The organism is Thermotoga sp. Mc24, from assembly GCF_000784835.1.
Taxonomy (GTDB): Bacteria; Thermotogota; Thermotogae; order Thermotogales; family Thermotogaceae; genus Thermotoga.
The window spans coordinates 153,247-177,066 of record NZ_JSFH01000007.1 but is presented as its reverse complement, the minus strand read 5'-3'; the positions used below and the strand labels follow the sequence as shown (position 1 = coordinate 177,066).

Here is a 23,820-nt window from a genome sequence, read left to right as displayed (position 1 = left end):
CGATTCACCTCTCAATTCCGAGCAATGCGAACACCTTTGCGTCTTCTACCATGTGCGAGATCCTTCGGTATTCGTTGGGTTGATGAGCAGTCCCATCTATCGTGCTCCAGACGACAGCGGGCCAACCTTTCTTTCTGAAGAACGCGGCGCAGGTGCCCCCACCTATTCCTCCCACCTTCGCTTCCAGGCCTCTTAGACTTCCCAAAGCACTGGAAAGTTTTGCCACGAGTTCTGAATCAGGCGGAGTTGGCTCGGGTGCAGGCTGTTTTACAACAACCTCCAGCTCAGCGCCTCTTCCATCGAGAATCGACTCGACGGTGGATAGTATTTCGTCGAGATCGTAGCGAGGCAGAACTCTACAGTCGAAGTAAAAGACGAATCTGCCGGGAACAGTGTTCACGTTGTCCACAGTTTTTTCAGTGCGAGTGGGCTCGAACGTGCTGAGTGGTTCATCGAAGAGTTCGTCTCTATCGGGGTATTTCCTGTGAAGCGTTTCATCTATCTCCGTTATGAGCTGTGCTCCTTTTCTGAGTGCGTTCTCCGTTGTCCTCGGCCTTGAAGCATGCCCTTGCTTTCCATTCACCGTCACTTTGAACCATAGAATGCTCTTCTCGGCGATCTCTATGAAGTTCCCCTTTTCGTTTCCTGCATCCGGAACCAGGAACATGTCTTCTGATCTGAACAACCCCTTTTCTATTAGATACTGGATCCCGTACCTGCTTCCCGCCTCCTCGTCGGCGACGAGTGCTAGACCGAAGTTATATTCGGGAACGATACCAAGGTCGATGAGGACCTTCCCAGCGTATATGGAGGCTATCATGGATCCCCCGTTGTCCTCGGCACCTCTGCCGTACACCTTTCCATCTTTCACAACAGGCACGAAGGGATCCGTTTCCCACAAAGAAAGATCCCCCGGTGGTACGGTGTCGATGTGAGTTACGATCCAGAGCGTTTTCTCTCTGTTTTTCCCTGGAATCTTTGCCACAACGTTCGATCGCCACATACCTTTATCGTCTTTCACGTCGTAGCGATCGACTTCGAAACCGAAACCCCTGAGGAGTTCTTCGAGCCAGTCGGCCTTTTCTCTCTCTCCCGGGCCTCCAAAGGCGGGATTCACCGAGTTGATAGTGATGAATTTCTTCAGGGATTCCACCATGTCTTCTCTGAGTTCTTCCATTCTCTTTGTGAGCTCCATTGAAGACACCTCCCAGATTCAAGTATATCCTATTGAAATGATACCCCAAAATCATATATAATTGATTGATAGAAAAAATTTAGGGAGGTGTTTACATGGCTGAATTTTTCCCAGAAATCCCAAAGATTCAGTTTGAAGGTAAGGAGAGCACGAATCCGCTGGCGTTTAAGTTCTACGATCCGAACGAGGTGATCGATGGAAAACCTCTCAAGGATCACTTGAAGTTCTCCGTCGCTTTCTGGCACACCTTTGTGAACGAGGGAAGAGATCCGTTCGGAGATCCAACCGCTGAACGTCCATGGAACAGGTACTCCGATCCCATGGACAAAGCTTTCGCGAGGGTGGACGCTCTCTTTGAGTTCTGCGAAAAGCTCAACATCGAGTACTTCTGTTTCCACGACAGAGACATCGCTCCCGAAGGAAAGACGCTCAGAGAGACAAACAAGATACTGGACAAAGTGGTGGAAAGAATAAAGGAAAGAATGAAGGACAGCAACGTGAAGCTCCTCTGGGGAACGGCAAATCTGTTCTCCCATCCAAGGTACATGCACGGCGCTGCGACGACCTGCAGTGCGGATGTCTTTGCCTACGCAGCGGCTCAGGTGAAGAAGGCCCTCGAGATCACAAAAGAACTCGGAGGAGAAGGCTACGTCTTCTGGGGCGGAAGAGAAGGATACGAAACACTTCTCAACACAGATCTCGGATTTGAGCTCGAAAATCTCGCGAGATTTCTCAGAATGGCAGTGGAATACGCGAAGAAGATCGGCTTCACTGGACAGTTCCTCATAGAACCCAAACCGAAAGAACCCACCAAGCATCAGTACGACTTTGATGTGGCAACGGCTTACGCTTTCCTGAAGAGCCACGGCCTTGATGAGTACTTCAAGTTCAACATCGAAGCGAACCATGCGACGCTTGCCGGCCACACCTTCCAACACGAACTGCGGATGGCAAGGATCCTCGGAAAATTCGGAAGTATCGACGCCAACCAGGGAGATCTCTTGCTCGGCTGGGACACCGACCAGTTTCCGACGAACATCTACGACACGACACTTGCCATGTACGAAGTGATAAAAGCCGGAGGATTCACAAAAGGTGGTCTCAACTTCGATGCGAAAGTGAGAAGGGCTTCCTACAAGGTGGAGGATCTCTTCATCGGTCACATCGTGGGAATGGACACCTTCGCTCTCGGCTTCAAGATAGCGTACAAGCTCGTAAAGGATGAAGTACTCGACAGATTCATCGAAGAAAAGTACAGGAGCTTCAAAGAAGGTATCGGAAAAGAGATAGTAGAAGGAAAAGCCGACTTCGAAAAACTCGAAGAGTATATAATAGACAAAGAGGATATCGAGCTTCCATCCGGAAAGCAGGAGTACCTCGAAAGCCTGCTCAACAGTTACATAGTGAAGACAATAGCGGAACTGAGGTGATGTGGGGGTTGAAATTTCAAAAGTTTCTTCTGCCGATTCTGATTACAATCGGGACAGTTGTTGTGGTCGTTGCATCTGGACAGAGCGACAGGGTGAAGTTCCCAAAAGGAAAGATAGTGATTACCGATGGAGAAAAATCACTCAAACTGGATGTGGAGATAGCGAACACCCCCACCCTGCGTTCCATTGGTTTGATGTACAGAAAGAGCATCCCGGACGATTTCGGGATGCTCTTTGTTTTTGAAGAAGACACTCGCTTGGGTTTCTGGATGAAGAACACGTACGTTCCCCTCGAGATCGCTTTCATAGATAGAAGCGGTGTCATATTCTCCATTCAGGAGATGGAGCCGTGCAGAGAAGAACCCTGCAAGATCTACTACGCGCCAGGTCCTTTCAGATACGCTCTCGAGGTGAAGAAAGGCTTCTTCGAAAGGCACGGATTCGGTGTGAGGAGCAGGGTTTTAATAGAGAAATGATCACAATATAGGCTGTGGTTTCGGGTACAGTCTGACTTCGGTTCCTTCATTCGTATGTACGATTTCTAACGAGAAGAAGTAGCACTTTCCATTCACCAATATCATCGGCCATTGAACCGCCGTTGTCGTTCCATCCTCCGTTGTGAACTTCAGAGAAAGGAAATAGGTATCCTTAACAAAGTCTGGTTTGTTGTTAAGGAGAAATGGGATGAACTTTGTGGTATATTCCGTTGTTCCCTCGACTTCGATCGATGTGACGGGGGCAGGAGTGGAGAAACTTGCCTGAAATACATAGTAGAGATACTGCCAGCCCTCTGCCTCCACGAGTTGTTCAAAATCGCTTAGAATATAGATCATAGAAGAGGCGCCTTCCAGAAATCTCATTGCCCAGTTCTTGTACTCGATTGGAGAACCATCGGGATTTGGTATTTCAAACGAAGATGTGTTGCTTATCACTGCTTGAAGCTGATCGACAAGTCCTCTCGCCGTTTCTGAAAGCGTGTCAGTTTCCTGAGTTCCATCAATAATACCACCGCTATTGCAAAAAACAGCACTGCTGAGAAGATCAAACAGGCCAGAAAACACACTTTCTTTCCCGTGATCATCCCTCCTGTTATTAAATCAAAGTGTTTCTGAAAACATGCGTTCTAATGAACATGAAAAAATCCCCACCGGTTTTTTGTGTGCTGTTCTTAATAGAATTTAGGAAAGCCATCCGACTACAAAAAGTCACTGTGCTTGGTGGTAGAAAAAAGAATAGAGATCTGGCTTCAAATATGGTAAGCCAAGATTTGCCAAGGAATTTGTCTTTGGATTGAGAACCACATTTGAAAAGTCTCTTCACCACTTTCTTTAGTGTGTCTATATCGAAACCAAGTGTGACAAACCAAAAGGGATGCCTCGTACTCCACACAATTATTCTTGAATACTACTTATAAAAAACAAAAAGCCCGGCCATTTCGACCGGGCTGTTCTGAGGATATTGCCTGGCAGCCCCACGGGGAATCGAACCCCGACCTCCGGACTGAGAATCCGGCGGACTGGCCGTTATCCTATGGGGCCATCCAAGGGTAATTTTAAACCATATCGGAAAGAAAATCAAGTGGGAGAGTTAAATTTTCCCAGATACCAACACATCTGACAACTCCACAGAGGACCGAATCCCGATCTCCGGACTGAAAATCCATAGTTGAAATCTTCATATCCTGTGATAAAATATAAAGACGGCGGGGCGTGGCGCAGGTGGCTAGCGCGCTTGCATGGGGCGCAAGAGGTCGCTGGTTCAAGTCCAGTCGCCCCGACCACACAGAGGTCCCCACCTCTGGGGACCTCTTTTCATTTGTCGTATCTTTTCAGAAAGGCGTATATCTCAGCAATCACAAGATACATCTCTTCGGGAATCTCTGAGAAAAGATCCAGTCTCAAAAGATCGTCTATGATATCCGGTCTTTCTTCTATTGGTATGCCATACTTTTTGGCCATTTCGATTATCCTTTCTGCAACTTCACCCACACCCTTTGCCACTACCTCAGGCGCACTCGTTCTGACGGGATCGTATCTCAAAGCCACCGCTTTCTTTATCTCATCCGTACGCATTGAATCCCTCCCAGTTCATTGGATCCTTTCTCAAAAAGAAGACATGCGCGACCAATCCCAGTCTTTCGAATTCTTTCTGAAGCTCTTCGCTGTGGTCGGACAATTCTTCGGTGTTTTTTTCAACGTAGAATCTCACCGAAAGGGATCTGCCCTCCAAAATTACGTCGGCAACGACCCTGCCGAACCGCACGGTGTTAACAACAAGAATCACCCTGTTGTTGTCCTTCTCCCACCACATCTCCTGAATACCGAAAGAAGGCATCGAAGCGAACCTGACGTTTTTTTCTAGAAGATTGTTCAGAAGAAAAATGGCATCTGAAAGATCGTTATCCACCAGTTTTTCAGGTCTTGGGAAGAGTTCCTTATCCGGAAGTTCAAACTCCATCACTTCTCTGTCTCTCCAGATGAGGGTCCACCCATTTTCTTTTTTCTCAACCACAACTTTGTCGTTCGCAAAATCCTCGAAGAATGTCAGATCCGGATACTCTTTGACTCCGAATTCAACAAACGGAAAGTTTCCTCTTCTGAAAACAACAATCAAATGCTTTCCAGAGAGGGGCACTGCCATGTAGTTTTTCCCTAAGAATCCCTTAGAAAGTGATTCTTTCATTTGATAGACATCGTACTCTTCGGTGGAAAGGATGGGGCTTTTCAAAGTGACGACTCTTCTGAGAGCCTCTTCGTCTATCTTTCCATTGATTGGAAAGTTCTTTCGAACATACTCGAAGAAGTTCTTAACAGAAAACCTGATTCGAACGTTAGAAGGTCCCGACTCGAAAACCTCAGGGAAAGACTTCATTATGATCTTCTTTTCCTCATCGTTCATCCTGAGGAAACGAGATGGAACGAGATGCTTTACAAACAACTTCACGAAGTGAACGTACTTCTTATCGAACCCGTGGGAAATGTCGTGCAAGAATTCCAGAAGGCCTGGCACTTTAAAAACTTTGAGAGAGAGCTCCTCATCGAAATGTGCCAGGAGCTTCGCTTTGAGCTCCCTTCCGGTCACAACTCTGTTGTTCCAGACCCTCACACTATCTCCCGGCTTCGGTGCCTTTCCGTTTATTTCAAGTATGAGGATGCTGTTTTTCTTCGAGAGGACGAGCACGTTGTTGTACCTTCCCAGAACCTTCCAGACGTTCATTTTTCATCCTCCCTCTATGATTATCGACAATTGTTTAAAATCATAAACGTGGAGGTGAAAGAATGTTCCTTCAAAAGGTCATCGGAGCGTTTCTGGTAACACCAGGTCTTTTCATACTCCTGCTGATCGTGGGGAGTTTCTTTTTCAAAAAGGCGAGATGGTTCCTCTTGGTTTTGGCAGCGATCGTGTATCTTTTCAGCAGTTACGTGGGAGAGTTTCTCTTTCTCTGGCCCCTTGAGAAAAACCTCGATGTTCCCGTGACACTTCCAGACGATGCCGTGATCGTTGTTCTCGGCGGCGGTGTGGAGAGAAACACGAAAGCAGGTGACACCCTCAGTGATGCCACTCTGAGAAGGCTCATGACGGGTGTTCAGATCTATCATAAAACAAAACTACCCATACTCGTAACCGGTGGTAGCTTAACTGGGCTGAAACCAGAAGCGCTGATAATGAAAGACTACCTTGTTTCGCTGGGTATTCCAGAGGAAAAGATCACCGTCGAAGACAGATCGAGAAACACGTACGAAAACGCCCTTTTCACAAGGGAAAAAATAGGAGATGTACCCATCATTCTGGTAACCGATTCGATCCACATGAGAAGGGCTGTTTTCACTTTTAAGAGATTTTTCCAGAGTGTGACACCGTACCCCGCTGGATTCTACTTTGGAGATCCGGAGTTCATAGATTTTCTTCCGAATGCCACCTCTTTCTATCTGAATTCACGAGCCATCTACGAGTGGATCGGGCTTGTCTGGTACAATTTCAAGTGGAGGTGATACGATGAACCTTTCAACTGCAAAAACGTTAGCGGGGGTAGGGATGATATTCGAACTGTTTGGTGCGGTACCGGTGGTAGGTTGGATCTTTTCCCTTGTGGGGCTCATACTGTTTCTCATCGGCATCTACAACATCTCACAGCAGGTGGGGGAAAGAAGAATCTTCAACTACCTCTTGATACCCGCTGTTTTGCTGTTGATCGTTTCTGTGATCTTCTCTGTTTCGCTCGTCGCTTCACTCTTCGCGGGCGGTCTGTTCGCTGGTGGTGTGACCTTAGTCAGCTTCATAACCATCATTGTCCTCGGAATAATAGCCCTCGTTTACAAGGTGAAAGCTTACAGGATGCTCGCCGAAAGTTTGAAAATATCAGTCTTCAACACCGCCGCGTCTTTCTACAAATGGGGAGCGATCCTTCTTGTTGTTTTCGGTGTGGGTTTCATACTCATGTTCGTGGGTGATATTCTCACGATAGTTGGCTTTTTCTCAAATCCATCCGAAGAAACGGCTTGAAAAAACTCGGGGGGATGATTTTTGTATCTGAAACGTTACAAATGGATTTTCTTAGTCGTCGCAATGCTCATTTTCCTTGGAGTGGCTTCTGTTCAGATCCACTACCAGAAGAAACTGGAAGACTACCAACTCGAAGTTTTCAAAACCATCGTTCAGCGGTCTGTAGATCTCATATCTAGTGGATACTTTCAGTGGACAGAACTGAAAGAAGCGATAGAAAAAAGCGATGAAGAATTCATCGAAGAAGCCTTTGAGGAAATAAAGTCTTTAGATCCATACATCAAGGAAATAAAGATCCTGAATCAATCTCCGGGTTTCGAAGAAGAATACTACCGAGTAGAATCGGATGGAGAAAGACTCTGGGCACTGTTCAAAATATACGACAGCATGGGAGAAGAAATGATAGCTGACAGAACAGCGTATGTAGAATGGGACGTAGCTGGTATTTTGAACTCAATCGGTGCTTCTGTGGAATTTCGAAAGGGAGGAAAGAAGACGTTCTGGGGCTTAGAGTACAAGAGTAAGCCCGGCAACAAATGGTTTGCAGTTTCTTTCTGGAGTTCACTTGGAGGGATCGCAATCATGCTCATCATTCATTCCATTTTTGTGAGGTCTGTTTTGAAGTTTCACTATGAAACAGAAGGACTCGAAAGGCTGATCAAAATTATAGATAAGAAAGATCACTATACAGCTCTTCATTCGGAATACACCTCGAGAATCGCTGTTCTCTTAGGAAAGAAATTGGGACTTAACAAGGAAGAACTTAAAGAGCTTGGGATAGCAGGCCGACTCCATGACATAGGAAAGATCGCTGTGCCAGAACACATCTTGAACAAACCCGGAAAGCTCACAGATGAAGAATTCGAGGAAATCAAAAAACACCCCATCGTTGGTGCAGACATATTGAGGGAATATCCGGAACTGTTCTTCGCTATCCCTGTGGTTTTGTACCATCACGAAAGAATGGATGGTTCTGGATATCCTTTCGGTTTGAAAGATGGAGAGATACCATTCCTTGCCAGGATTTTAGCGGTGGCGGATGTGTTCGACGCTCTTACCAGCGACAGGCCCTACAGAAAAGCCATGAATTCAGAAGAAGCCTTAGCTCTCATGAAGAAAATGCCTCTTGATCAGGAAGTCGTGGAAATCCTTGAAAAACATCTCCCGGAGTTCGTCAGTTTGAAACCTCAAATTTCAAACCTGCACAGCAATCCATGATTTTCCCGAGAAATTTTCTTTTGAAGATGTAAACTGCTCTTTCACCCGTGCAGTGACAGGGAACCACAGTTTCAACTCCGAGCTCGTTGAAGACCCTCACGATTTTCTCTATCTCATCATCGGAAGATCTCAGAAGTCGGTGATTCCTTCGATCACGAGCTTCACCGCGTTCTTTCTCAGTATTTCATCCCAATCGGCTCCTGCGTATCTTTCTCCGGAATACTTCGGATCCAGTCTGAGCTACACTCTCTTTCCTGAAAGATACGAAAGCCCCCTGCGTGATCGTAGTGACCATGACTGATGACCACATCCTCCGGCGTTCAATTCCCAGCTTTCGAGCGTTTTTGAAAAACACATTGGATTTCCCTGTATCGAAAAAAACGGAATCCACAAGCACAGAAAAACCGTGTTCGCTTTCAAATCCATTTCGAGATGAATCATCACAGAGAACGTGTATTCGCATCTTTCTCCCTCCGTTCAAAAACTGAAGGGGGTTGATACCCCCTTCATATTACCACCAGCCTCTCCATCCCCATCCTCTTCTATGTCTCCAGGCAAGGCCCACTCCAAATAGCCAGCCTCTTCTCCATCCACAACCAAAACCTCTCCACCATTCCCGGGGTTTCGCCCAGCTACCACCGAACCTGCACCATCCAAGACCTCTGCCTGTCATCGGCTCAAGTCCCAGCGGACCCGTTCTGTCGAGCCTTGGCATATCGCTCACCTCCTGTTTTCAAGCTCTCTCAACCTCTCTTCAACGTATCTGAGCTCTTCCTCCAGGTATTTTTTGTAATCCAGAAGCATTTCTTTTTCCTCTTCAGGAGAAGGCGGCACTGGAGGATAGTCGTAGTAAGCCCACCACGGTCCTCCTCCAAAACCGAATCCTCTCCTCCAGCCTCTTCTCCATCCGTATCCTCTGCTCCACCACATATTCTCACCTCCTATATATGTATTTTACATATATATATGAGAAAAAGTCAAGTTGTTCTCGACTTCAACATCAATTATTCACTGTAAGTTTTTTCCCAGATTTCTTTGATCTTTTTGTGTTTTTCTCTGAAAATCTCAATCAGCTTGGGATGAAAATCGGACGGTGATGTTCTTCCATCTCCCTCGAGGATCACCCTGACAGACTCTTCGTGGGACAAGGCTTTTTTGTAGGGCCTTTCTGAGCGCAGGGCATCGTAAACATCGACTATCTTGACGATCTGTGCTTCTATGGGAATCTCGTCGCCTTTCAAGCCGAACGGATAGTCTGTTCCGTCGTAATTTTCATGGTGGTAGAGGGCTATGTTTCTTGCAACTTCCAGTTCTTTTCTGCCGGAGAGCAACTCTCCACCCCAGATGGTGTGTTTTTTCATGATTTCCCATTCTTCTGCTGTGAGCTTTCCTTTTTTGTTCAAAATCTCCTTGGGGACCTTTATCTTTCCAATGTCGTGGAGTGGAGCGTACAGATATATTTTGTGAACAAGATCCTCATCGAGGCCCATCTCTTCAGCGAAGAACTTCGACAGTTCTTGAACTCTTCTGACGTGGTTCCCCGTCGGCTCGTCGAAACCTTCCACGATATCCACCAGTTTGTAGGTGAAAAATTCGTACGCTTCTTCGATAGCTCGGCTTTTCTCCTCTATCTCCCATGTCATTTTTTGAAGCTCAGAATAAGACGCTTCGAGCTCCTCGTAGGATGCTTCGAGCTCTTCTCTCTGGGATTCAATGATGGTGATCATATCGGAGACTTCATCGATGAGCTGGTTGATCTCCAGAATGTTCGAAGATGTATCCCCTAAGTCGAAGATCCTGGAACGCAGGTACTCTTTTGAAGCTTTTGAGAGCACCTCGAGGGGAACTCTGAGTTCTTTGTCGATCAACTTGGATACTCTTCGAACGATCGGGAAAGAAACAGCAAAAGCCAGTCCGATCACGTAGCCTAAGTGAAAGAGAGAATTCCTTAGAAAAGCAAGAAGCGGTACCTGGATCACAAAGATTGTGGACCCTGTTTTTCTGAAAAATGCAACACCAGACGCGTTTATCTTCGCACCGTAATCTCTTGTTTCAAAGTCTTCGGGATCGAGTTTCACATGGATCTCGCCGTTTTGAAGAAGGATCGTTCCATCCTCCGAGAGAACGTACATACCTGGTTGCAGAAGATCTTTCATCACTTTCTCCGGAACGATATCGATTCCAAGAACCCCAAGTAGATTTCCATGTTCATCAAATATTGCTCTCGAAATAGCGAAAGTGACTACTCCAAGAATCCTGTGGGTGAAGGGAGGAGTAACCACAGCAGAGTCTGGGTTTTCGACAGCAGCTTTGTACCAGGGTCTTTTTCTCGGATCGTAATCAGGAGGAAACGTGTAAAGAGGATAGATGTAGTAAGTGCCATCCGGAGTGGCAAAGATGGGATAAGCTATGTAATCCTCGAAATGTTCACGAATCAGCTTTAAAACCTCGAGGATCGTCCCAGGATTTTCAAAATCCTCTCTGTGGTCGGCGAAGAAATCGAGGACGTCCTGATAATGATTGATGGTTCTTTCCCACTCGCTCGAGATGAGGTCGAGTTTCTCGTACCAGTTCCTCTTGTCAATATAATAGGTTACTATAAAAACAAGTACAGCTATCACGAGTGATAGAAAAAGAACGAAGATCAGATTTTTCTTGTAAACCAGGCTTCTTATGATATCACTCAATTTTCTCGGCGCCACATCATCACCTCTCAACGTTCTTATTTTACTACACCTTGACATATCCATCTACGAAGTGTTATGATTGAGCAGTACCATCTTTTGTTAAGGAGGCATGTGTTATGAGAGGAAGGGTTAAGTGGTTCGACGCCAAGAAGGGCTACGGATTCATCACAAAGGACGGAGGAGGCGACGTGTTCGTACACTGGTCAGCCATCGAAATGGAAGGTTTCAAAACTCTGAAGGAAGGTCAGGTTGTCGAGTTCGAGATTCAGGAAGGTAAGAAAGGTCCACAGGCAGCGCACGTGAAAGTAGTTCAGTGAGGAGACGAATCAGCCCCCGGTCCGGGGGCTTAAATTTTCTTTCTCCACTTGATTTTTGGTCTCACATATGGTACCATTTGGCATGTGAGACGTAATAATATTCATGGAGAGGTGAGGACACGGTGAAAAAGGGAATACATCCAGAGATGAAGCTCGTAACTGTTAAGTGTGCGTGTGGTGCTGAGCATACTTTTTACACGACGGTTGACAATATAAGAATCGATGTGTGTTCTAATTGTCATCCATTCTACACCTCCGGTGGAAAAGGAGGCGTTCTTATAGTGGACACGGAGGGTAGAGTGGAGAAGTTCAAGAGGAAGTACGGAGACAACTATTGAGAGGCAATATCACTTTTGTGAGGAGGGTTTTTTGTGAAAGTTGGTGAACTTGTGAAGGGAAAGGTTTCTAAGATCGTGAAATACGGAGCCTTCGTGGATATCGAAGGGGGGGAAAGAGGATTCATTCACATTTCCAAGATCTCCAAAAACTATGTGAAAAGAATCGAAGATTATCTCCACGAGGGACAGGAGATATCCGCGAGGGTGATAGGAAGAGCCAGAAACGGTGGCTGGGAACTTTCCCTGAAAGATCTTGAAGAAGAAACACCGAAGACAAGTGAGAAATCTGAAGAGAAGAAGAATGTGGATTTCGAGAAGAAACTATCCAGATTCTTGAAAGAAAGCAGTCAAAAGCTTTCCGAATACAAGAAGAGACTCGAGAAAAAAGGCAGAAGAAGTGCATGGTAAAAAAGCGGGGATGACCCCCGCTTTCATTTTTTTAATAGATCCTTTCGGGAAATTCTTTATCTTCTTTTACCACCACAACCTCCGTTCCAACACCAGCAAAGGCGTCGATTTCTTCCACATCTCTGTTGAACATCCTGATACAACCGTGTGAGATCCTTTTTCCTATTTCCCACGGTTTCGAGGTGCCGTGTATCGCGTACGTGGGATCCGATAACTGCATATACCTCGTTCCGAGTCCGTTGAGAGGCGTTCTGGGAGATATGTACTCTCCAAACCAATAAAGGGCGGGATCTATCTCTTTTCTGAGAATCCAGTAACGTCCTGGAGGGGTGGTATCGCTCCTTCCGAGGGCCACGGGATAAACTTTGAGCAGTACCCCATCGTAGTAAAGGGCGAGCTTAGACGAAAACAGATTAACAACTATCGTGACTGGATTTTCCCGGAAATAGATTCTTCCGATCTTCAAAACCTGACCAGCCACTATCCTGTCTGGATCTTCCAGGTGATTTATCAGAACAATGTCTCCTACTCTTACACCGTATTGATTGGCAATGCTCCAGAGTGTTTCTCCTCTCTTCACAACGTGCTCAGCGAACACAGTGTAGTTGAATGCTCCGTCCTCCCCTCTCATGGGTACCGCTACGCGTCTTATGACGTAGATTTCTTTCTTCATGTTGAAGGTGTAACCGTAGGGACCTTTGAAAGTAATTTCCAGTTCATGCACACCATCTTCAAGAAAGGAACTGAAAACGCAGATCCACTTCCCTTCCAGATTGAAAAATTTGAATCCCTTCCCCTCCAAGTTCAACGAAACAGGTATCACATTTTCTGGAGACTGAACGAACACGTACACCAGAACTTCATCGTTTTTTATGTCCGAGATCACTCTTATTTCGGGTTTCTCCAGAGGTACCATTAAAACCTGAGGTAATACACGGTGCATTCTCCTCCCGAAGGAATTCACGCCTTCGACAATCGGAAAGAAGGGACCTTCAAAATCCACCTTGAAGGTGTAATCGCTGTTTTTCACTTTTTCGGGGAACACGAATCCCGCTGGGGAGTAAAGAAGAAAAGTCGTTATTTCTCCTTCGTAGAGTTTTTTCACAGAGAGAGTCACACGATCTTCAGAAACGCTTTTCAGTTCAAGAAGGTGATCTGCCAGCAAGATCTGAAACAACATCAAGAATACCGCAAGCCACACGAATCTTGTCATCTTCATCAATCCTTTTGCTGAAACCGTCCCTGTCGTATATATAGACCTCCACTCTGTCGGAAGAGAACGCCTTTCGGGCATCGTTCAGAACGAGCAAATCCAGGTTTTTCTCTTTCAATTTCTTCATAGCGTTCTCTTCGAAATTTTCGACCTCAGCTGCGAAACCTACAAGAATCTGGTGTGATTTTCTCTGTCCGAGTTCCCTGAGAATATCTTTTGTTCTCTCAAGATGGAGAACGAGCTCGCCCTCTGTTTTCTTCAGCTTTCCCTCAAAAACTCTCTTCGGTCTGTAATCTCCCACAGCGGCGTTCATTATCACGATATCTGTATCTTCGAATCTTTTCATCACCTCTTCGTACATCTCTTCAGCGCTTTCCACCTTCACAAACTCATCCACATAATAAGGTGGTTTCAAAGATGTTGGTCCGGATACAAGAGAAACACTGGCTCCCATCCTCTTTGCGACCGTTGCCAGTGCGTATCCCATCTTTCCGGAACTCGCGTTGGTGATGAACCTCACAGCGTCTATGCGCTCTCTTGTTGGTCCCGCGGTGATAAGAACTCTCTTTCCGGCAAGTTTCTTTGGAAAAGTCAAAAGGTGTATCGCTTCGACTATCTTTTCGTTTTCCGGATACCTTCCCTTTCCAACTTCACCACATGCGAGATGCCCTTCTTCGGGTTCCACAATGAACCAGCCGTTTCTTCTTAGCTTCTCAAGATTCTCTTGGAGCAGTCTGTTGTTGTACATACGGTAATTCATCGTGGGAACAAGAATCTTCGCGTCTTTATCAAAAGCGAGAGCGACGAGCGTGAGGAGGTTGTCCGCTATTCCGTTTGCAATCTTTGAAATGGTGTTCGCAGTCGCGGGGGCAACAACGAGCACGTCCGCTGTTCTGGAAAGCTCAGTGTGCGGGATCCATCCATCATTGACATCCATCCAGTCATAATACACAGAACAGTTTCCAACAGCGGAAAACAACACCGGAGAAATCATTCTGGTGGCGTCCGGCGTCATCACTACGTGAAGTTCATGCCCTTCTTTTCTCAACTTGCTTGCCAAATCCACAGCCTTGTATATCGCTATGCCGCTACTGACACCGAGTACTATTCTCATCCTCACTTCACCTTCGGAATGAGTGCTTTCAATATCTCTTCGTTTTTAATCCTGATGTAGTTCATGCTGAGTTCCATAAAGGCGATACTGACAGGATTTTCGTCATCTGTAATTACGAACGGTCTGGCGTATTCTCTGATCGCTTCTGCACGCTTTGCCACAACAACAGGTATAGCGTACTTGTATGGTATCTTCTTCAACAGTTCATCGTACCTGAGATTGAACTTCACCATCTTTTCCATCCTTTCACCTCCATCTTGAACTGTTCTATCCTGTCCTGATTTCTGATGACTTTTGCCCTCTCGGTTCTCACAATCGACACAACCACTTCCACAGCATCTTCGAGCCTTTCGTTTATCACGATATAATCGAACTCATCCATGAACATGAGTTCCCACTTGGCGTTTTCGAGCCTTACAAGCACGTCCGCTTCCTTTTCTGTTCCTCTTTTGAGTATACGTTCCCTCAGATCTGCATAGGATGGAGGAGCCACATAGATGAACACCGCACCTGAGTATTTCTTTTTCACCGAAAGTGCCCCCTGAACGTCTATGTCGAGTACAACATCTTTTCCTTCGTTAATATGGGATTCCACAAAAGAGCGAAGAGTCCCGTAGAGATGACCGTGGACACGAGCCCACTCGAGAAACTCTCCTCTTTCAACACGCTTCAAAAACTCTTCTTCTGTGATGAAGAAGTAATCCTTACCGTCTTCCTCGTACGGTCGCTTCGGCCTCGTCGTGCAGGAAACGGAAAAGACCACGTTGTCCAGCCTTTTGAGAACCTCTTTGATTATACTGGTTTTTCCCGCACCGGAAGGACCACAGATGACGAAAAGCTCTCCTTTCATCAACCACACTCCTATTTTTTCGTTTCTCGCAACACTCTTTCTATTTCGTAGAAGTTCTCCATGAATCTCTGAGCGATCGTTTCCGGCTGGATGGCACTCAGAATGATATGGTTACTGTCCGTGATGATGATCGATCTTGTTTTTCTTCCATATGTGGCATCGATGAGCTTCCCCTCAAGCTTCGCCTCATCTTTCATTCTCTTCAAAGGAGAGGACTCGGGATTCACGATGGCGATCACACGGTCACCCGCCACCACATTTCCAAAACCGATGTTGATCAGACCGTACATTCTTTCTCCCCCTCACTCAACGTTCTGAATCTGTTCCCTGAACTGAGAAACCAGTACCTTCCCCTCGAGAGCAAGGCTGGTTATCTCACCGGAAATGGACTTGGAAAGGATTGTGTTCAACTCCCTCAACATCTCCTGACCGAGAAAATCCAGGTTCATCCCGACCGAATCGTCGCTTTCTATCAGCTCGAGAGCTCTTTTTATGTGACTTCTGAGCCGGGTGATCTCTTCTCTTATATCGGCTTTGGTAGCCATGAAAGCCACATGATTCTCCAGAATGTCTTCTTTCACAGAGACATCCTGTGGAAGGATCTTTTCTACTTCCTCCTTTATCTTTTCGCGGTAAAGTGCGGGAAGCTGATCAGAGATTTTTTCTATTTCTTCAACTCGGGATGAAAGGTCTTCCAGGATCCTCTTCAGGTCCACGCCTATCTTTTGACCCTCTTTCTTTCTTTCCTCGACAAGTTTTTCAAAGGCCTCTCTGAGAATGGGAATCAGATGGTTCCAGATGCTCTCTATCTCTTCGTCTGAAAGTTCTATCCGAAAGACCTCTCTGAAATTCAGAAGGTCCGAGAGTTTCACGGGTTCAGGAAGAGAAAGTTCCCCAACTATCTCATCGAGCATCGAATAATACGCCCTGACAACGTTTTTGTCTATTTCGAGAACCTTGGGAGGTTCCAGGAACTTCACCTGAATTCGGATTTGAACTTTTCCCCTGTTCACGTACTCCTGCACGAGATTGTTCAAATCTATTTCTTTCATTGAAAGGTACCCAGGCAACTGGTTTATGATGTTCAGACCTTTCGAATTCAAAGACTTCACTTCGACTCTGAAGTGATAGGGACCAGACACCTTCTCGACTCTGCTGAAGCCGGTCATGCTTCTTATCACCAGATATTCCCCCTTCTGGTTGAAATTATACCATTATCGGCGATTATTTTCAGTTAAATCCAGAAAACCGAGAATTTCTTCGATTTTCTCGAGGAAATAATTCACTTCTTCCTCCGTGTTGTATTTGCAGAGGCTGATTCTGATGGCCCCTTGGGCAATTTGTCTATCGATTCCCATCGCATCCAGAACATGGCTCAATCTTTCATCTTTGCTGGTACAGGCTGATGACGTTGAAACATAAATACCATACCCGGAGAGAAGGTTCTGAAGAGTGGACCCTCTGATGTTCGGAAAAGAAACGGAGAGTGTGTTGGGAAGGGATACCTCCAGAGGAGTTATGATTTGGGCTCCCAAGCTCTTCAAACCAGATACGAGTTTGCTTCTGAGTTTCTCCATGTGTTTTGCTGCTTCGCTCAGCTCTTCAACGGCGATTTCCATGGCACGGGCTGCCCCGACGATTCCCGGCACATTCTGCGTTCCAGATCTGAGCCCTCTTTCCTGCCCCCCACCGTGTATGAGGGGTCTGATGGGAACTCCCCTCCTGACGTATGTTATTCCAACGCCTTTCGGTCCGTGAAATTTGTGCGCGCTGAAACTCGCGTAGTCCACTCCCAGTCTCTCGAGGGAGAACGGGATCTTCCCAATCGTCTGAACGGCATCGACATGAACAAGAATTTCTCTGTTCTTTTTTTTCACTATCCTGACCACATCTTCAACAGGCTGGATGGTACCCACCTCGTTGTTCGCAGCCATGATACTGACGAGGAACGTATCCTCATCTACGAGCTTTTCCAGTTCTTCCAGTTTCACAACACCCCTGGAGTCAACGGGAACGTACTTCACCTTGAAACCCTTCATCGAGAGATATTTCACTGTTTCAAGAACCGCTTTGTGTTCTACGGGAGTGGTGATGATGGTTCTTTTTCTTTTCTCAAATGTCTCAGCGACTGTTTTGAGGACCCAGTTTATCGACTCCGTCGCACAGGAGGTGAAGAATATTTCTGAGGGTGAGACACCGAGTATTTTCGCCACCTTTTCTCTTGCTTTTTCCATGTGCAAATTGACTTCTATACCCATGCCGTGTGCGGAATTGGGATTTCCATACTTTTCGCGGTAGAAAACGATCATCTCTTCGAGAACCCGATCGTCCACCCTCGTCGTCGCGTTGTTGTCAAAATAAACCTTCATTTCGACCACCTCGTTTCTAACTCTTCAACACCCCTTTTCACAACCTCTTCCACGTATTTTCTGAGTTCTTCCTCGCTCGAAAATTTTTTCGGATCGATCGGCTCGTGTATCTTGAGAAAGACTTTTCCGGGGGTGAACGTCCATCTTCCTTTTGGAATCAGCAGATAAGTTCCCCAGATGGAAACGGGAAGAACTGGAACACCGGTTTTCATAGCGATCATGAGGCTGTCCTTTTTGAAAGGAAGAACCCTTCCGTCCGGTGATCTTGTTCCCTCCGGAAAGACGATGAAGGTAACACCACTTTTGAGCTTTTCAATAGCTTCCCTGAGAGCTCTCACCGCTCTTCTCGGATTTTTCCTGTCAAGAAACACACCGTTCAGATATCTTATGTACCAGTTCACCCCTGGAATTTTTCTCAGTTCTTCCTTCGCTATGAATGCGCCTGTGGCAACGAAGCCGAGAATCAACGGGATGTCCATGAGACTCTGATGATTCGCAGCCACCACGAAATTCTTGTCCTTTGGAATGTTTTCTCTGCCTTCAACTATCACATCAGAAAAAAGCCAAGTGAAGGCTCTTTTGCCGAATTTTTCTATCTCCTTCAAAACGTACTTTCTGGCTTTTTCACGATCTCTCATTAAAAATGATCTGAAAAGCACGTATCCTCCGTAAAAAACAATGTATACGGTGGCTATGAAGTAGAAGTACAGTGTCAGCAGAAGATCTTTGATTTTTCTCACTCTATCACCTCGACTTTTCTGGAGATGAACGCTTCTTCTTCGAGAGCAGGTAGATCAGGAATCTGATGTTCCAGCTTCTCGAGGATCGAGGGATGGGATCTCGTTGCAGGATTTTTCGGAGCAAAGAAAACACAACTGTCCTGGTAAGGCTTTATAGAGATCTCGTAGGTCCCAATTTCCTTCGCCTTTTCGACGATTTCTGTTTTGTCAAAACCAGAAAGAGGCCTTATCACGGGTCTTGTGGTCACGCTCTCTATGGACCAGAGGTTTTCCAGTGTCTGGCTCGCAACCTGACCTATGTTCTCTCCCGTGTAAAAAGCAATAGCGTCGGTTTCTTCTGCTATTTTTTCCGCTATCCTGAACATGGACCTTCTGTACATGATCAACGAGTATTTATCAGGTACCTTCTTTTTGATCTCAAGCTGCAACTTTGTGAGATTCACGATGTGCAATCTCAAGGGATGACCTCCACTGAACTCTCTGAGAACTCTCAATATATCTCTCACTTTTTCCACGGCCCCCTCCGATGTGAACGGAGGAGACACAAACGTGACAGACTCTATTAGAACTCCTCTTTTCAGAGCGTACCAGCCTGCCACCGGGCTGTCTATCCCTCCAGAGAGAAGAAGGACCGCTTTTCCTCCCGTTCCCACAGGGAGTCCACCGTAGCACTCCACCCTGTCCGTGAAAATCAGAACCCCTTCTGGTCTCACTTCCACCCCGAGAACAAAATCCGGATTGTGTACATCAACGGAAAGTTCCTTGAAGTTCTTGAGTATCAAAGCACCGAGTTCGCTGTTTATTTCGTACACGCCTTTTTCGTACTCCTTGTAGGCTTTCTTGGCCTGTACCTTGAAAGTTCTGTAATTTCTTTTTTCCAGCTTTTCTTTCACCGCAATGAGTGAATATTTCTTCACTTCCTCGAAATCGTGACTCACTAAGAATCCTTTGCTGAAATTTTGAATCCCAAAGATTTTTTTCAGCTTATCGTCGAGTGTTACGTTCTCATCTATCGGAATGAGAAACCTTCCCCACTGTCTCTTCACCTTCATTCCGGTGACCCTCTCGATGTTTCTTCTGAGAATCTCTTCAAAATCTTTTCTGTTTTTTCCTTTGAGACCTATCTCAGAGTATCTCACTATGTAAACTCTCAACTTTTCCACCTCCGGATAAGATTTTAGCAGAAGAAACACAAAATTTGCCGTTTTCTGTTTCATGATGTAAAATGAATATGAACCGCAAGTTTCAGGAGGGATGGCTGATGGCGGAACACATAATAACGCTCGTTTTATCTGGAGAAAAGCTGGAGATCACCACTTCGACGCCTTTCGTTGTGGCCCTCAGAGATCTCCTTTACGAAGGAGACTGGGAACCCTTAAAAGAAGACATGAAGAAAAAAGAGAACATAATGAAAGAAGTACAAACCTGTGAAATACTGGAGAAAGTAGTTCATCTCGATGAGACCGTTTATGAACCTCTCATCTTTCCCGAATTTCAGGAATGGCTCAGGGAAGAGAACATAAGCCCAAAAGATTTTAAAAATGTTTCTCTCAAAGGTCTGTACGATCTTGCACTGGAATACGCTGATCGTAACTTTTACGATACAGCACACGATATCATAAAGTTCATGCTCGACATAGATGAAAACTACGCTCCAGCCTATGAACTGAAAGGTTCTCTTCTAGTCGAGCAAGGCAAGATAGAAGAGGGAATAAAATACCTCGATAAAGCCGTGGAGATAGATCCCTGGCTGGTACAGGCGTACGCCTCCCTTGGGGAAGCCCATTATAACTTGGGTGATTATGAAAAAGCAATTCATTACTGGGAAAGAGAACTGGAATACAACCCAAACGACAAGATCACATATTTCATGATCACAGAAGCGTACCATGAGATAAACCGCAAAGATCTCGCCGCAAAAACACTGGAACGTCTTTTGAAAATAGATCCAGACAACATACCTGCCCTCTACCAGCTTTCTCAGCTTTATAGAGATCTAGGCAACGAAGAAAAGGCAAAAGAAATGGAAGAAAAGATCATGAACTGTAAACCCAAGTATCCCACAGAAGTAGAACCATGGGCTCGCGTGATGCTGAAACACGGAAAATACAAAGAAGTTGCTGAAGAGCTCGAAAAGATCGTGGAATCTTCTCCTTTGAACACTCTGGCACGGTTGCTCCTCGTGGTTCCCTACGTGAAACTCGGTCAGATCGATAAAGCCAGAGAAATCCTTGAGGATATTGGGCAGAACAATTTCTGGTATTATTATGGAAAAAAAGAGGTACTGGACGAACTTCTCACAGAGGAGGAAAAACAGGCTTGTGGAATCTCCTGACGTTCGTGATAGGCATCACAGTCGGAAGCTTTTTGAACGTTGTCATATACAGATCCACGAAGGAGGATCTCAAATTATGGGATCCTCCTCATTCATTCTGTCCCAGCTGTAAGAGGAAAATAGAGTGGTACGACAACATTCCCGTTGTCAGCTACATTCTGCTGAAAGGGAAATGCCGGTATTGTGGATGGAAAATCCCGATCAGATACCCTGTCGTGGAGTTCTCAACAGGGGTTTTGTTTCTGATAAATCGCGCCCTCATAAAAGATCCCCTGCTGTTCGTATCTTCGTGTGTGATCGTTTCTGCCCTCATCGCGATATCACTCATAGACTTTGAAACGTTCCTGATTCCGGATTACCTGAACTTTACCGTTCTGATCTTTTCCTTTGTGGTGGCCTTGAGAACCTCCTTTCTGGAACATTTGATCTCTTTTCTCATTGTGACAACCATATTTTTGGTTTTGAAAGTAATGTACAGAGACGGCCTGGGAACAGGTGATGTGATTCTTGCGATGGGAATAGGCTTCCTCCTCTCACCAGTTCCTTCCATTTTTGCCATCTTGATTGCTTCAATTTCTGGGATACTCTATGCACTCATCAAAGGAAAAGGTAAAATGGATATAAAAACGCGTATACCGTTCGGACCTTTCCTCGCCCTTGGAGGATACATTCTCTTTCTCATATCGTACGGAATGGGGTGGTTGTAGTTGGCAAAAGTGTTTCTGAAGAGTATAAATCGAAGAATCTCAGGTGGTCACCTATGGATTTTCTACAACGAGATTCTAAAAGTTGAAGGGGAGTATGAAAACGGAAGTGTTGTGGATGTTTTCAGACCAGATGGTTCTTTCTTCGGAAAGGGTTACATAAACGACAATTCAAAGATCAGGGTGAGAATCCTTGCCTGGAACAACGAGGTCATCGATCGAAACTTCATAAAGGACAGGATAGAGAGCGCTTTGAAGAGAAAGAGAAAGCTTGTGAAAGAAACAACGGCCTTCCGAGTCGTGCACAGCGAGGGAGACTTTCTGCCGGGTCTCATAGTCGATCTCTTTGGAGATTATCTGGTTTTTCAAATAACGACTCTGGGAATGGAGAAGATGAAAGAGTGGATCTTGGATAGTCTCATCGAGATATTCGAACCGAAGGGAATATACGAGAAATCCGAGGGCACTTTCAGGGAGAAAGAAGGACTTGAAAATCGATCGGGATGGATCTATGGTGAAGGTCCTGAACTGATAGAGTTCGAGATGAACGGCCTCAAATTCCTTGCTGATACCAGAGGGCAGAAAACGGGTTTCTTCTTGGACCAGAGGGAAAATGCCAAAATGGTGATGGATCTGGCCGAAGAGAAAGTCTGTCTGGACGCGTTTTCTTACACTGGAAACTTCGCGGTGCATCTCCTCAAAGGAGGAGCGAAACACGTTACCCTCGTTGACTATTCGGAGAGGGCTCTCGAAGTTGCCAGAGAGATTCTGAAACTGAACGGTTTTGACAGCGGCAGGTACGATCTGCTTCCGGGGAACGCTTTCGATATTCTTAAAAGTTTCGACAGAGAAGGACGAAAGTACGATCTCGTGGTCCTCGACCCTCCCTCTTTCGCGAAGAGTTCGAGCAATCTGGAAAGTGCGAAGAGAGGATACAAGGAGATAAACCTGAGAGCGATGAGGATACTGAAAAAACCAGGTGTTCTCGCGACTTCCTCCTGTACTCAGATAGTTTCTGAAGAGTTGTTCAGAGAAATCCTTCTGGATGCATCCTTTGATACGAAAACGAGTTTGACCGTTTTGAGAAGAGGAGGACAACCTCCAGATCATCCCGTTCTCATGAACGTTCCTGAAACGCAGTATCTGAAGTTCTATATCCTTCAGGTTGACAAGAGGTGATGGGTATGTTTTCTGAACGAGTTCTGCTGACCGAAGAAAGCCCCATCAGAAAACTGGTCCCTTTCGCTGAAATGGCAAAAAAGCGAGGAATAAGAATACACCATTTGAACATAGGACAGCCCGATCTGAAAACTCCCGAGGTGTTTTTTGAGTACATCTACAAGAATAAGCCAGAAGTGGTGTACTACTCGCACTCTGCGGGGATCTGGGAATTGAGAGAAGCCTTCGCATCTTACTACAGAAGAAGACAGAAAGTAGATGTGAAACCAGAAAACGTTTTGGTGACAAACGGTGGAAGCGAAGCCATTCTTTTTTCATTCGCTGTGATAGCAAATCCTGGTGACGAGATCCTCGTTCTGGAACCATTCTACGCGAATTACAATGCTTTCGCAAAGATCGCCGGTGTAAGATTGATCCCCGTAACAAGGAAAATGGAAGAAGGATTCACCATTCCTAAAAACATCGAAAGCTTCATAAACGAAAGGACGAAAGGAATAGTACTCTCAAACCCCTGCAATCCTACCGGTGTGGTTTATGGAAAAGATGAGATTAATTATCTCGGAGATATAGCGGAAAGGTACGGACTCTTTCTGATCGTTGATGAGGTGTACAGTGAAATTGTGTTTCAGGGAGAATTCGCAAGTGCCCTCAGCATTGAAAGTGACAGAGTCATAGTGATAGACAGCGTTTCGAAGAAGTTCAGCGCCTGTGGTGCGAGAGTGGGATGTTTGATCACTAGAAACGAAGAAGTGATAACACACGCTATGAAACTGGCTCAAGGAAGACTCGCTCCACCTCTGTTAGAACAAATCGGGTCTGTTGGTTTGCTGAACCTTGACGATTCCTTTTTTGATTTCGTGAGGGAGACGTACCGGGAAAGGGTCGAAACAGTATCGAGAAAACTCGAAGAACATGGCTTAAAACGATTCACTAAACCTTCGGGTGCCTTCTACATAGCCGTGGAACTTCCTGTGGAGGATGCGGAAGAATTCGCAAGATGGATGCTGACGGATTTCAACATGAACGGTGAAACAACCATGGTTGCTCCTCTGAGAGGATTCTATTTGACTCCCGGGCTCGGGGAAAAAGAGATAAGAATCGCGTGCGTGATTGAGAAGGATCTCCTTTCCAGGGCCATCGACGTGTTGATGGAAGGATTGAAAACGTTTTGTTCCAGTCGTGTCTCCTGTTGAAAAATATTCATTAAGGCATCACAGGAG

The 23,820-nt window shown here is 45.8% G+C and carries 29 protein-coding genes and 2 tRNA genes; 13 read left to right on the top strand and 18 right to left on the bottom strand.

Going from position 1 to position 23,820, the window contains the following annotated elements:
* Positions 1-4 precede the first annotated feature (4 nt).
* The gene (locus MC24_RS03320; protein ID WP_038052484.1) at positions 5-1,195 is read right to left on the bottom strand and encodes a M20 family metallo-hydrolase; all 1,191 of its coding nucleotides are present in this window, start codon (positions 1,193-1,195) and stop codon (positions 5-7) included.
* Positions 1,196-1,290: 95 nt separating this feature from the next.
* Between MC24_RS03320 and xylA the strand changes: the two genes are divergently transcribed.
* Both xylA and MC24_RS03310 read left to right on the top strand, forming a co-directional pair.
* Positions 1,291-2,625 carry a xylose isomerase gene (gene xylA / locus MC24_RS03315; RefSeq protein WP_038052482.1) on the top strand — a complete coding sequence of 445 codons (1,335 nt, stop codon included), beginning with the start codon at positions 1,291-1,293 and terminating at the stop codon, positions 2,623-2,625.
* A gap of 8 nt (positions 2,626-2,633) precedes the next feature.
* Complete coding sequence (locus MC24_RS03310) at positions 2,634-3,101, top strand: DUF192 domain-containing protein (protein ID WP_443080236.1); 468 nt, start codon at positions 2,634-2,636, stop codon at positions 3,099-3,101.
* Here MC24_RS03310 and MC24_RS09795 read toward each other — a convergent pair whose 3' ends face one another.
* Both MC24_RS09795 and MC24_RS03300 read right to left on the bottom strand, forming a co-directional pair.
* Positions 3,102-3,686 (bottom strand): hypothetical protein, encoded by a 585-nt coding sequence (locus MC24_RS09795; protein WP_235280289.1) that lies wholly within the window; start codon positions 3,684-3,686, stop codon positions 3,102-3,104. It abuts the gene before it with no gap.
* A gap of 402 nt (positions 3,687-4,088) precedes the next feature.
* A tRNA-Glu gene (locus tag MC24_RS03300) sits at positions 4,089-4,163 on the bottom strand.
* Positions 4,164-4,328: 165 nt separating this feature from the next.
* Between MC24_RS03300 and MC24_RS03295 the strand changes: the two genes are divergently transcribed.
* Positions 4,329-4,405: transfer RNA gene (locus MC24_RS03295), tRNA-Pro, on the top strand.
* A gap of 31 nt (positions 4,406-4,436) precedes the next feature.
* On the opposite strand, the gene MC24_RS03290 is transcribed toward MC24_RS03295, so the two are convergent.
* Positions 4,437-4,697 (bottom strand): FlhB-like flagellar biosynthesis protein, encoded by a 261-nt coding sequence (locus MC24_RS03290; RefSeq protein ID WP_038052478.1) that lies wholly within the window; start codon positions 4,695-4,697, stop codon positions 4,437-4,439.
* Positions 4,684-5,841 (bottom strand): hypothetical protein, encoded by a 1,158-nt coding sequence (locus MC24_RS03285; RefSeq protein WP_038052476.1) that lies wholly within the window; start codon positions 5,839-5,841, stop codon positions 4,684-4,686. The genes MC24_RS03290 and MC24_RS03285 overlap by 14 nt, the downstream gene beginning before the upstream one ends.
* A gap of 62 nt (positions 5,842-5,903) precedes the next feature.
* Between MC24_RS03285 and MC24_RS03280 the strand changes: the two genes are divergently transcribed.
* The 3 genes from MC24_RS03280 to MC24_RS03270 are packed head-to-tail and all read left to right on the top strand — an operon-like array spanning position 5,904 to position 8,346.
* Positions 5,904-6,617, top strand: coding sequence for a YdcF family protein (locus MC24_RS03280; RefSeq protein WP_038052474.1), 714 nt, complete (start codon positions 5,904-5,906; stop codon positions 6,615-6,617).
* A gap of 4 nt (positions 6,618-6,621) precedes the next feature.
* Positions 6,622-7,128 carry a DUF996 domain-containing protein gene (locus MC24_RS03275; protein ID WP_038052472.1) on the top strand — a complete coding sequence of 169 codons (507 nt, stop codon included), beginning with the start codon at positions 6,622-6,624 and terminating at the stop codon, positions 7,126-7,128.
* A gap of 21 nt (positions 7,129-7,149) precedes the next feature.
* Positions 7,150-8,346 carry an HD-GYP domain-containing protein gene (locus MC24_RS03270; RefSeq protein WP_038052469.1) on the top strand — a complete coding sequence of 399 codons (1,197 nt, stop codon included), beginning with the start codon at positions 7,150-7,152 and terminating at the stop codon, positions 8,344-8,346.
* Positions 8,347-8,522: 176 nt separating this feature from the next.
* Here the strand turns inward: MC24_RS03270 and MC24_RS09790 are convergent, their stop codons facing one another.
* From MC24_RS09790 to MC24_RS03250, 4 genes are all read right to left on the bottom strand, one after another.
* Positions 8,523-8,654, bottom strand: a complete 132-nt coding sequence (locus tag MC24_RS09790; protein ID WP_235280288.1) for a hypothetical protein — start codon at positions 8,652-8,654, stop codon at positions 8,523-8,525.
* Positions 8,655-8,857: 203 nt separating this feature from the next.
* Positions 8,858-9,061, bottom strand: coding sequence for a DUF5320 domain-containing protein (locus tag MC24_RS03260; RefSeq protein ID WP_081953059.1), 204 nt, complete (start codon positions 9,059-9,061; stop codon positions 8,858-8,860).
* A 5-nt stretch (positions 9,062-9,066) separates the two neighbouring features.
* Positions 9,067-9,276, bottom strand: a complete 210-nt coding sequence (locus tag MC24_RS03255; RefSeq protein ID WP_038052452.1) for a DUF5320 family protein — start codon at positions 9,274-9,276, stop codon at positions 9,067-9,069.
* 74 nt (positions 9,277-9,350) lie between these two features.
* Complete coding sequence (locus tag MC24_RS03250; RefSeq protein ID WP_038052448.1) at positions 9,351-11,048, bottom strand: HD domain-containing phosphohydrolase; 1,698 nt, start codon at positions 11,046-11,048, stop codon at positions 9,351-9,353.
* Positions 11,049-11,149: 101 nt separating this feature from the next.
* Between MC24_RS03250 and MC24_RS03245 the strand changes: the two genes are divergently transcribed.
* The 3 genes from MC24_RS03245 to MC24_RS03235 all read left to right on the top strand — a co-directional run bounded on the left by MC24_RS03245 (position 11,150) and on the right by MC24_RS03235 (position 12,096).
* Positions 11,150-11,350 (top strand): cold shock domain-containing protein, encoded by a 201-nt coding sequence (locus MC24_RS03245; protein ID WP_038052445.1) that lies wholly within the window; start codon positions 11,150-11,152, stop codon positions 11,348-11,350.
* Positions 11,351-11,472: 122 nt separating this feature from the next.
* A complete protein-coding gene (gene rpmE / locus MC24_RS03240; protein ID WP_038052442.1) occupies positions 11,473-11,688 on the top strand; it encodes a 50S ribosomal protein L31 in 216 nt (71 codons plus the stop codon).
* Between the two features lie 33 nt (positions 11,689-11,721).
* Positions 11,722-12,096, top strand: coding sequence for a S1 RNA-binding domain-containing protein (locus MC24_RS03235; protein ID WP_038052439.1), 375 nt, complete (start codon positions 11,722-11,724; stop codon positions 12,094-12,096).
* A gap of 31 nt (positions 12,097-12,127) precedes the next feature.
* Here MC24_RS03235 and MC24_RS03230 read toward each other — a convergent pair whose 3' ends face one another.
* From MC24_RS03230 to thiI, 9 genes are read right to left on the bottom strand one after another with little or no spacing between them, the layout of a single operon-like run.
* Complete coding sequence (locus MC24_RS03230; protein ID WP_038052436.1) at positions 12,128-13,276, bottom strand: L,D-transpeptidase family protein; 1,149 nt, start codon at positions 13,274-13,276, stop codon at positions 12,128-12,130.
* Positions 13,239-14,423 carry a bifunctional phosphopantothenoylcysteine decarboxylase/phosphopantothenate--cysteine ligase CoaBC gene (gene coaBC / locus MC24_RS03225; RefSeq protein ID WP_038052434.1) on the bottom strand — a complete coding sequence of 395 codons (1,185 nt, stop codon included), beginning with the start codon at positions 14,421-14,423 and terminating at the stop codon, positions 13,239-13,241. The genes MC24_RS03230 and coaBC overlap by 38 nt, the downstream gene beginning before the upstream one ends.
* Before the next feature lie 2 nt (positions 14,424-14,425).
* A complete protein-coding gene (locus tag MC24_RS03220; protein WP_038052424.1) occupies positions 14,426-14,665 on the bottom strand; it encodes a DNA-directed RNA polymerase subunit omega in 240 nt (79 codons plus the stop codon).
* Positions 14,650-15,273 (bottom strand): guanylate kinase, encoded by a 624-nt coding sequence (gene gmk, locus MC24_RS03215; protein ID WP_038052422.1) that lies wholly within the window; start codon positions 15,271-15,273, stop codon positions 14,650-14,652. Before gmk ends, MC24_RS03220 begins: the two co-directional genes overlap by 16 nt.
* A gap of 11 nt (positions 15,274-15,284) precedes the next feature.
* Positions 15,285-15,563, bottom strand: coding sequence for a DUF370 domain-containing protein (locus MC24_RS03210; RefSeq protein ID WP_004082206.1), 279 nt, complete (start codon positions 15,561-15,563; stop codon positions 15,285-15,287).
* Positions 15,564-15,575: 12 nt separating this feature from the next.
* Entirely contained in the window at positions 15,576-16,454 is an 879-nt protein-coding gene (locus MC24_RS03205) for a YicC/YloC family endoribonuclease (protein WP_038052419.1), read from the bottom strand.
* A gap of 33 nt (positions 16,455-16,487) precedes the next feature.
* Complete coding sequence (locus MC24_RS03200) at positions 16,488-17,642, bottom strand: cysteine desulfurase family protein (protein WP_038052416.1); 1,155 nt, start codon at positions 17,640-17,642, stop codon at positions 16,488-16,490.
* On the bottom strand, positions 17,639-18,382 hold the full coding sequence (locus MC24_RS03195) for a lysophospholipid acyltransferase family protein (RefSeq protein ID WP_038052414.1): 744 nt from the start codon (positions 18,380-18,382) through the stop codon (positions 17,639-17,641). The genes MC24_RS03200 and MC24_RS03195 overlap by 4 nt, the downstream gene beginning before the upstream one ends.
* On the bottom strand, positions 18,379-19,536 hold the full coding sequence (gene thiI, locus MC24_RS03190) for a tRNA uracil 4-sulfurtransferase ThiI (RefSeq protein ID WP_038052411.1): 1,158 nt from the start codon (positions 19,534-19,536) through the stop codon (positions 18,379-18,381). Before thiI ends, MC24_RS03195 begins: the two co-directional genes overlap by 4 nt.
* Positions 19,537-19,643: 107 nt before the next feature.
* Between thiI and MC24_RS03185 the strand changes: the two genes are divergently transcribed.
* The 4 genes from MC24_RS03185 to MC24_RS03170 are packed head-to-tail and all read left to right on the top strand — an operon-like array spanning position 19,644 to position 23,793.
* Complete coding sequence (locus MC24_RS03185; RefSeq protein ID WP_038052408.1) at positions 19,644-20,717, top strand: tetratricopeptide repeat protein; 1,074 nt, start codon at positions 19,644-19,646, stop codon at positions 20,715-20,717.
* Positions 20,702-21,424 carry a prepilin peptidase gene (locus MC24_RS03180; protein WP_038052405.1) on the top strand — a complete coding sequence of 241 codons (723 nt, stop codon included), beginning with the start codon at positions 20,702-20,704 and terminating at the stop codon, positions 21,422-21,424. Before MC24_RS03185 ends, MC24_RS03180 begins: the two co-directional genes overlap by 16 nt.
* Complete coding sequence (locus MC24_RS03175; RefSeq protein WP_038052402.1) at positions 21,425-22,600, top strand: class I SAM-dependent rRNA methyltransferase; 1,176 nt, start codon at positions 21,425-21,427, stop codon at positions 22,598-22,600.
* Between the two features lie 5 nt (positions 22,601-22,605).
* Positions 22,606-23,793, top strand: coding sequence for a pyridoxal phosphate-dependent aminotransferase (locus MC24_RS03170; RefSeq protein ID WP_038052399.1), 1,188 nt, complete (start codon positions 22,606-22,608; stop codon positions 23,791-23,793).
* The last annotated feature ends 27 nt before the right edge of the window (positions 23,794-23,820 follow it).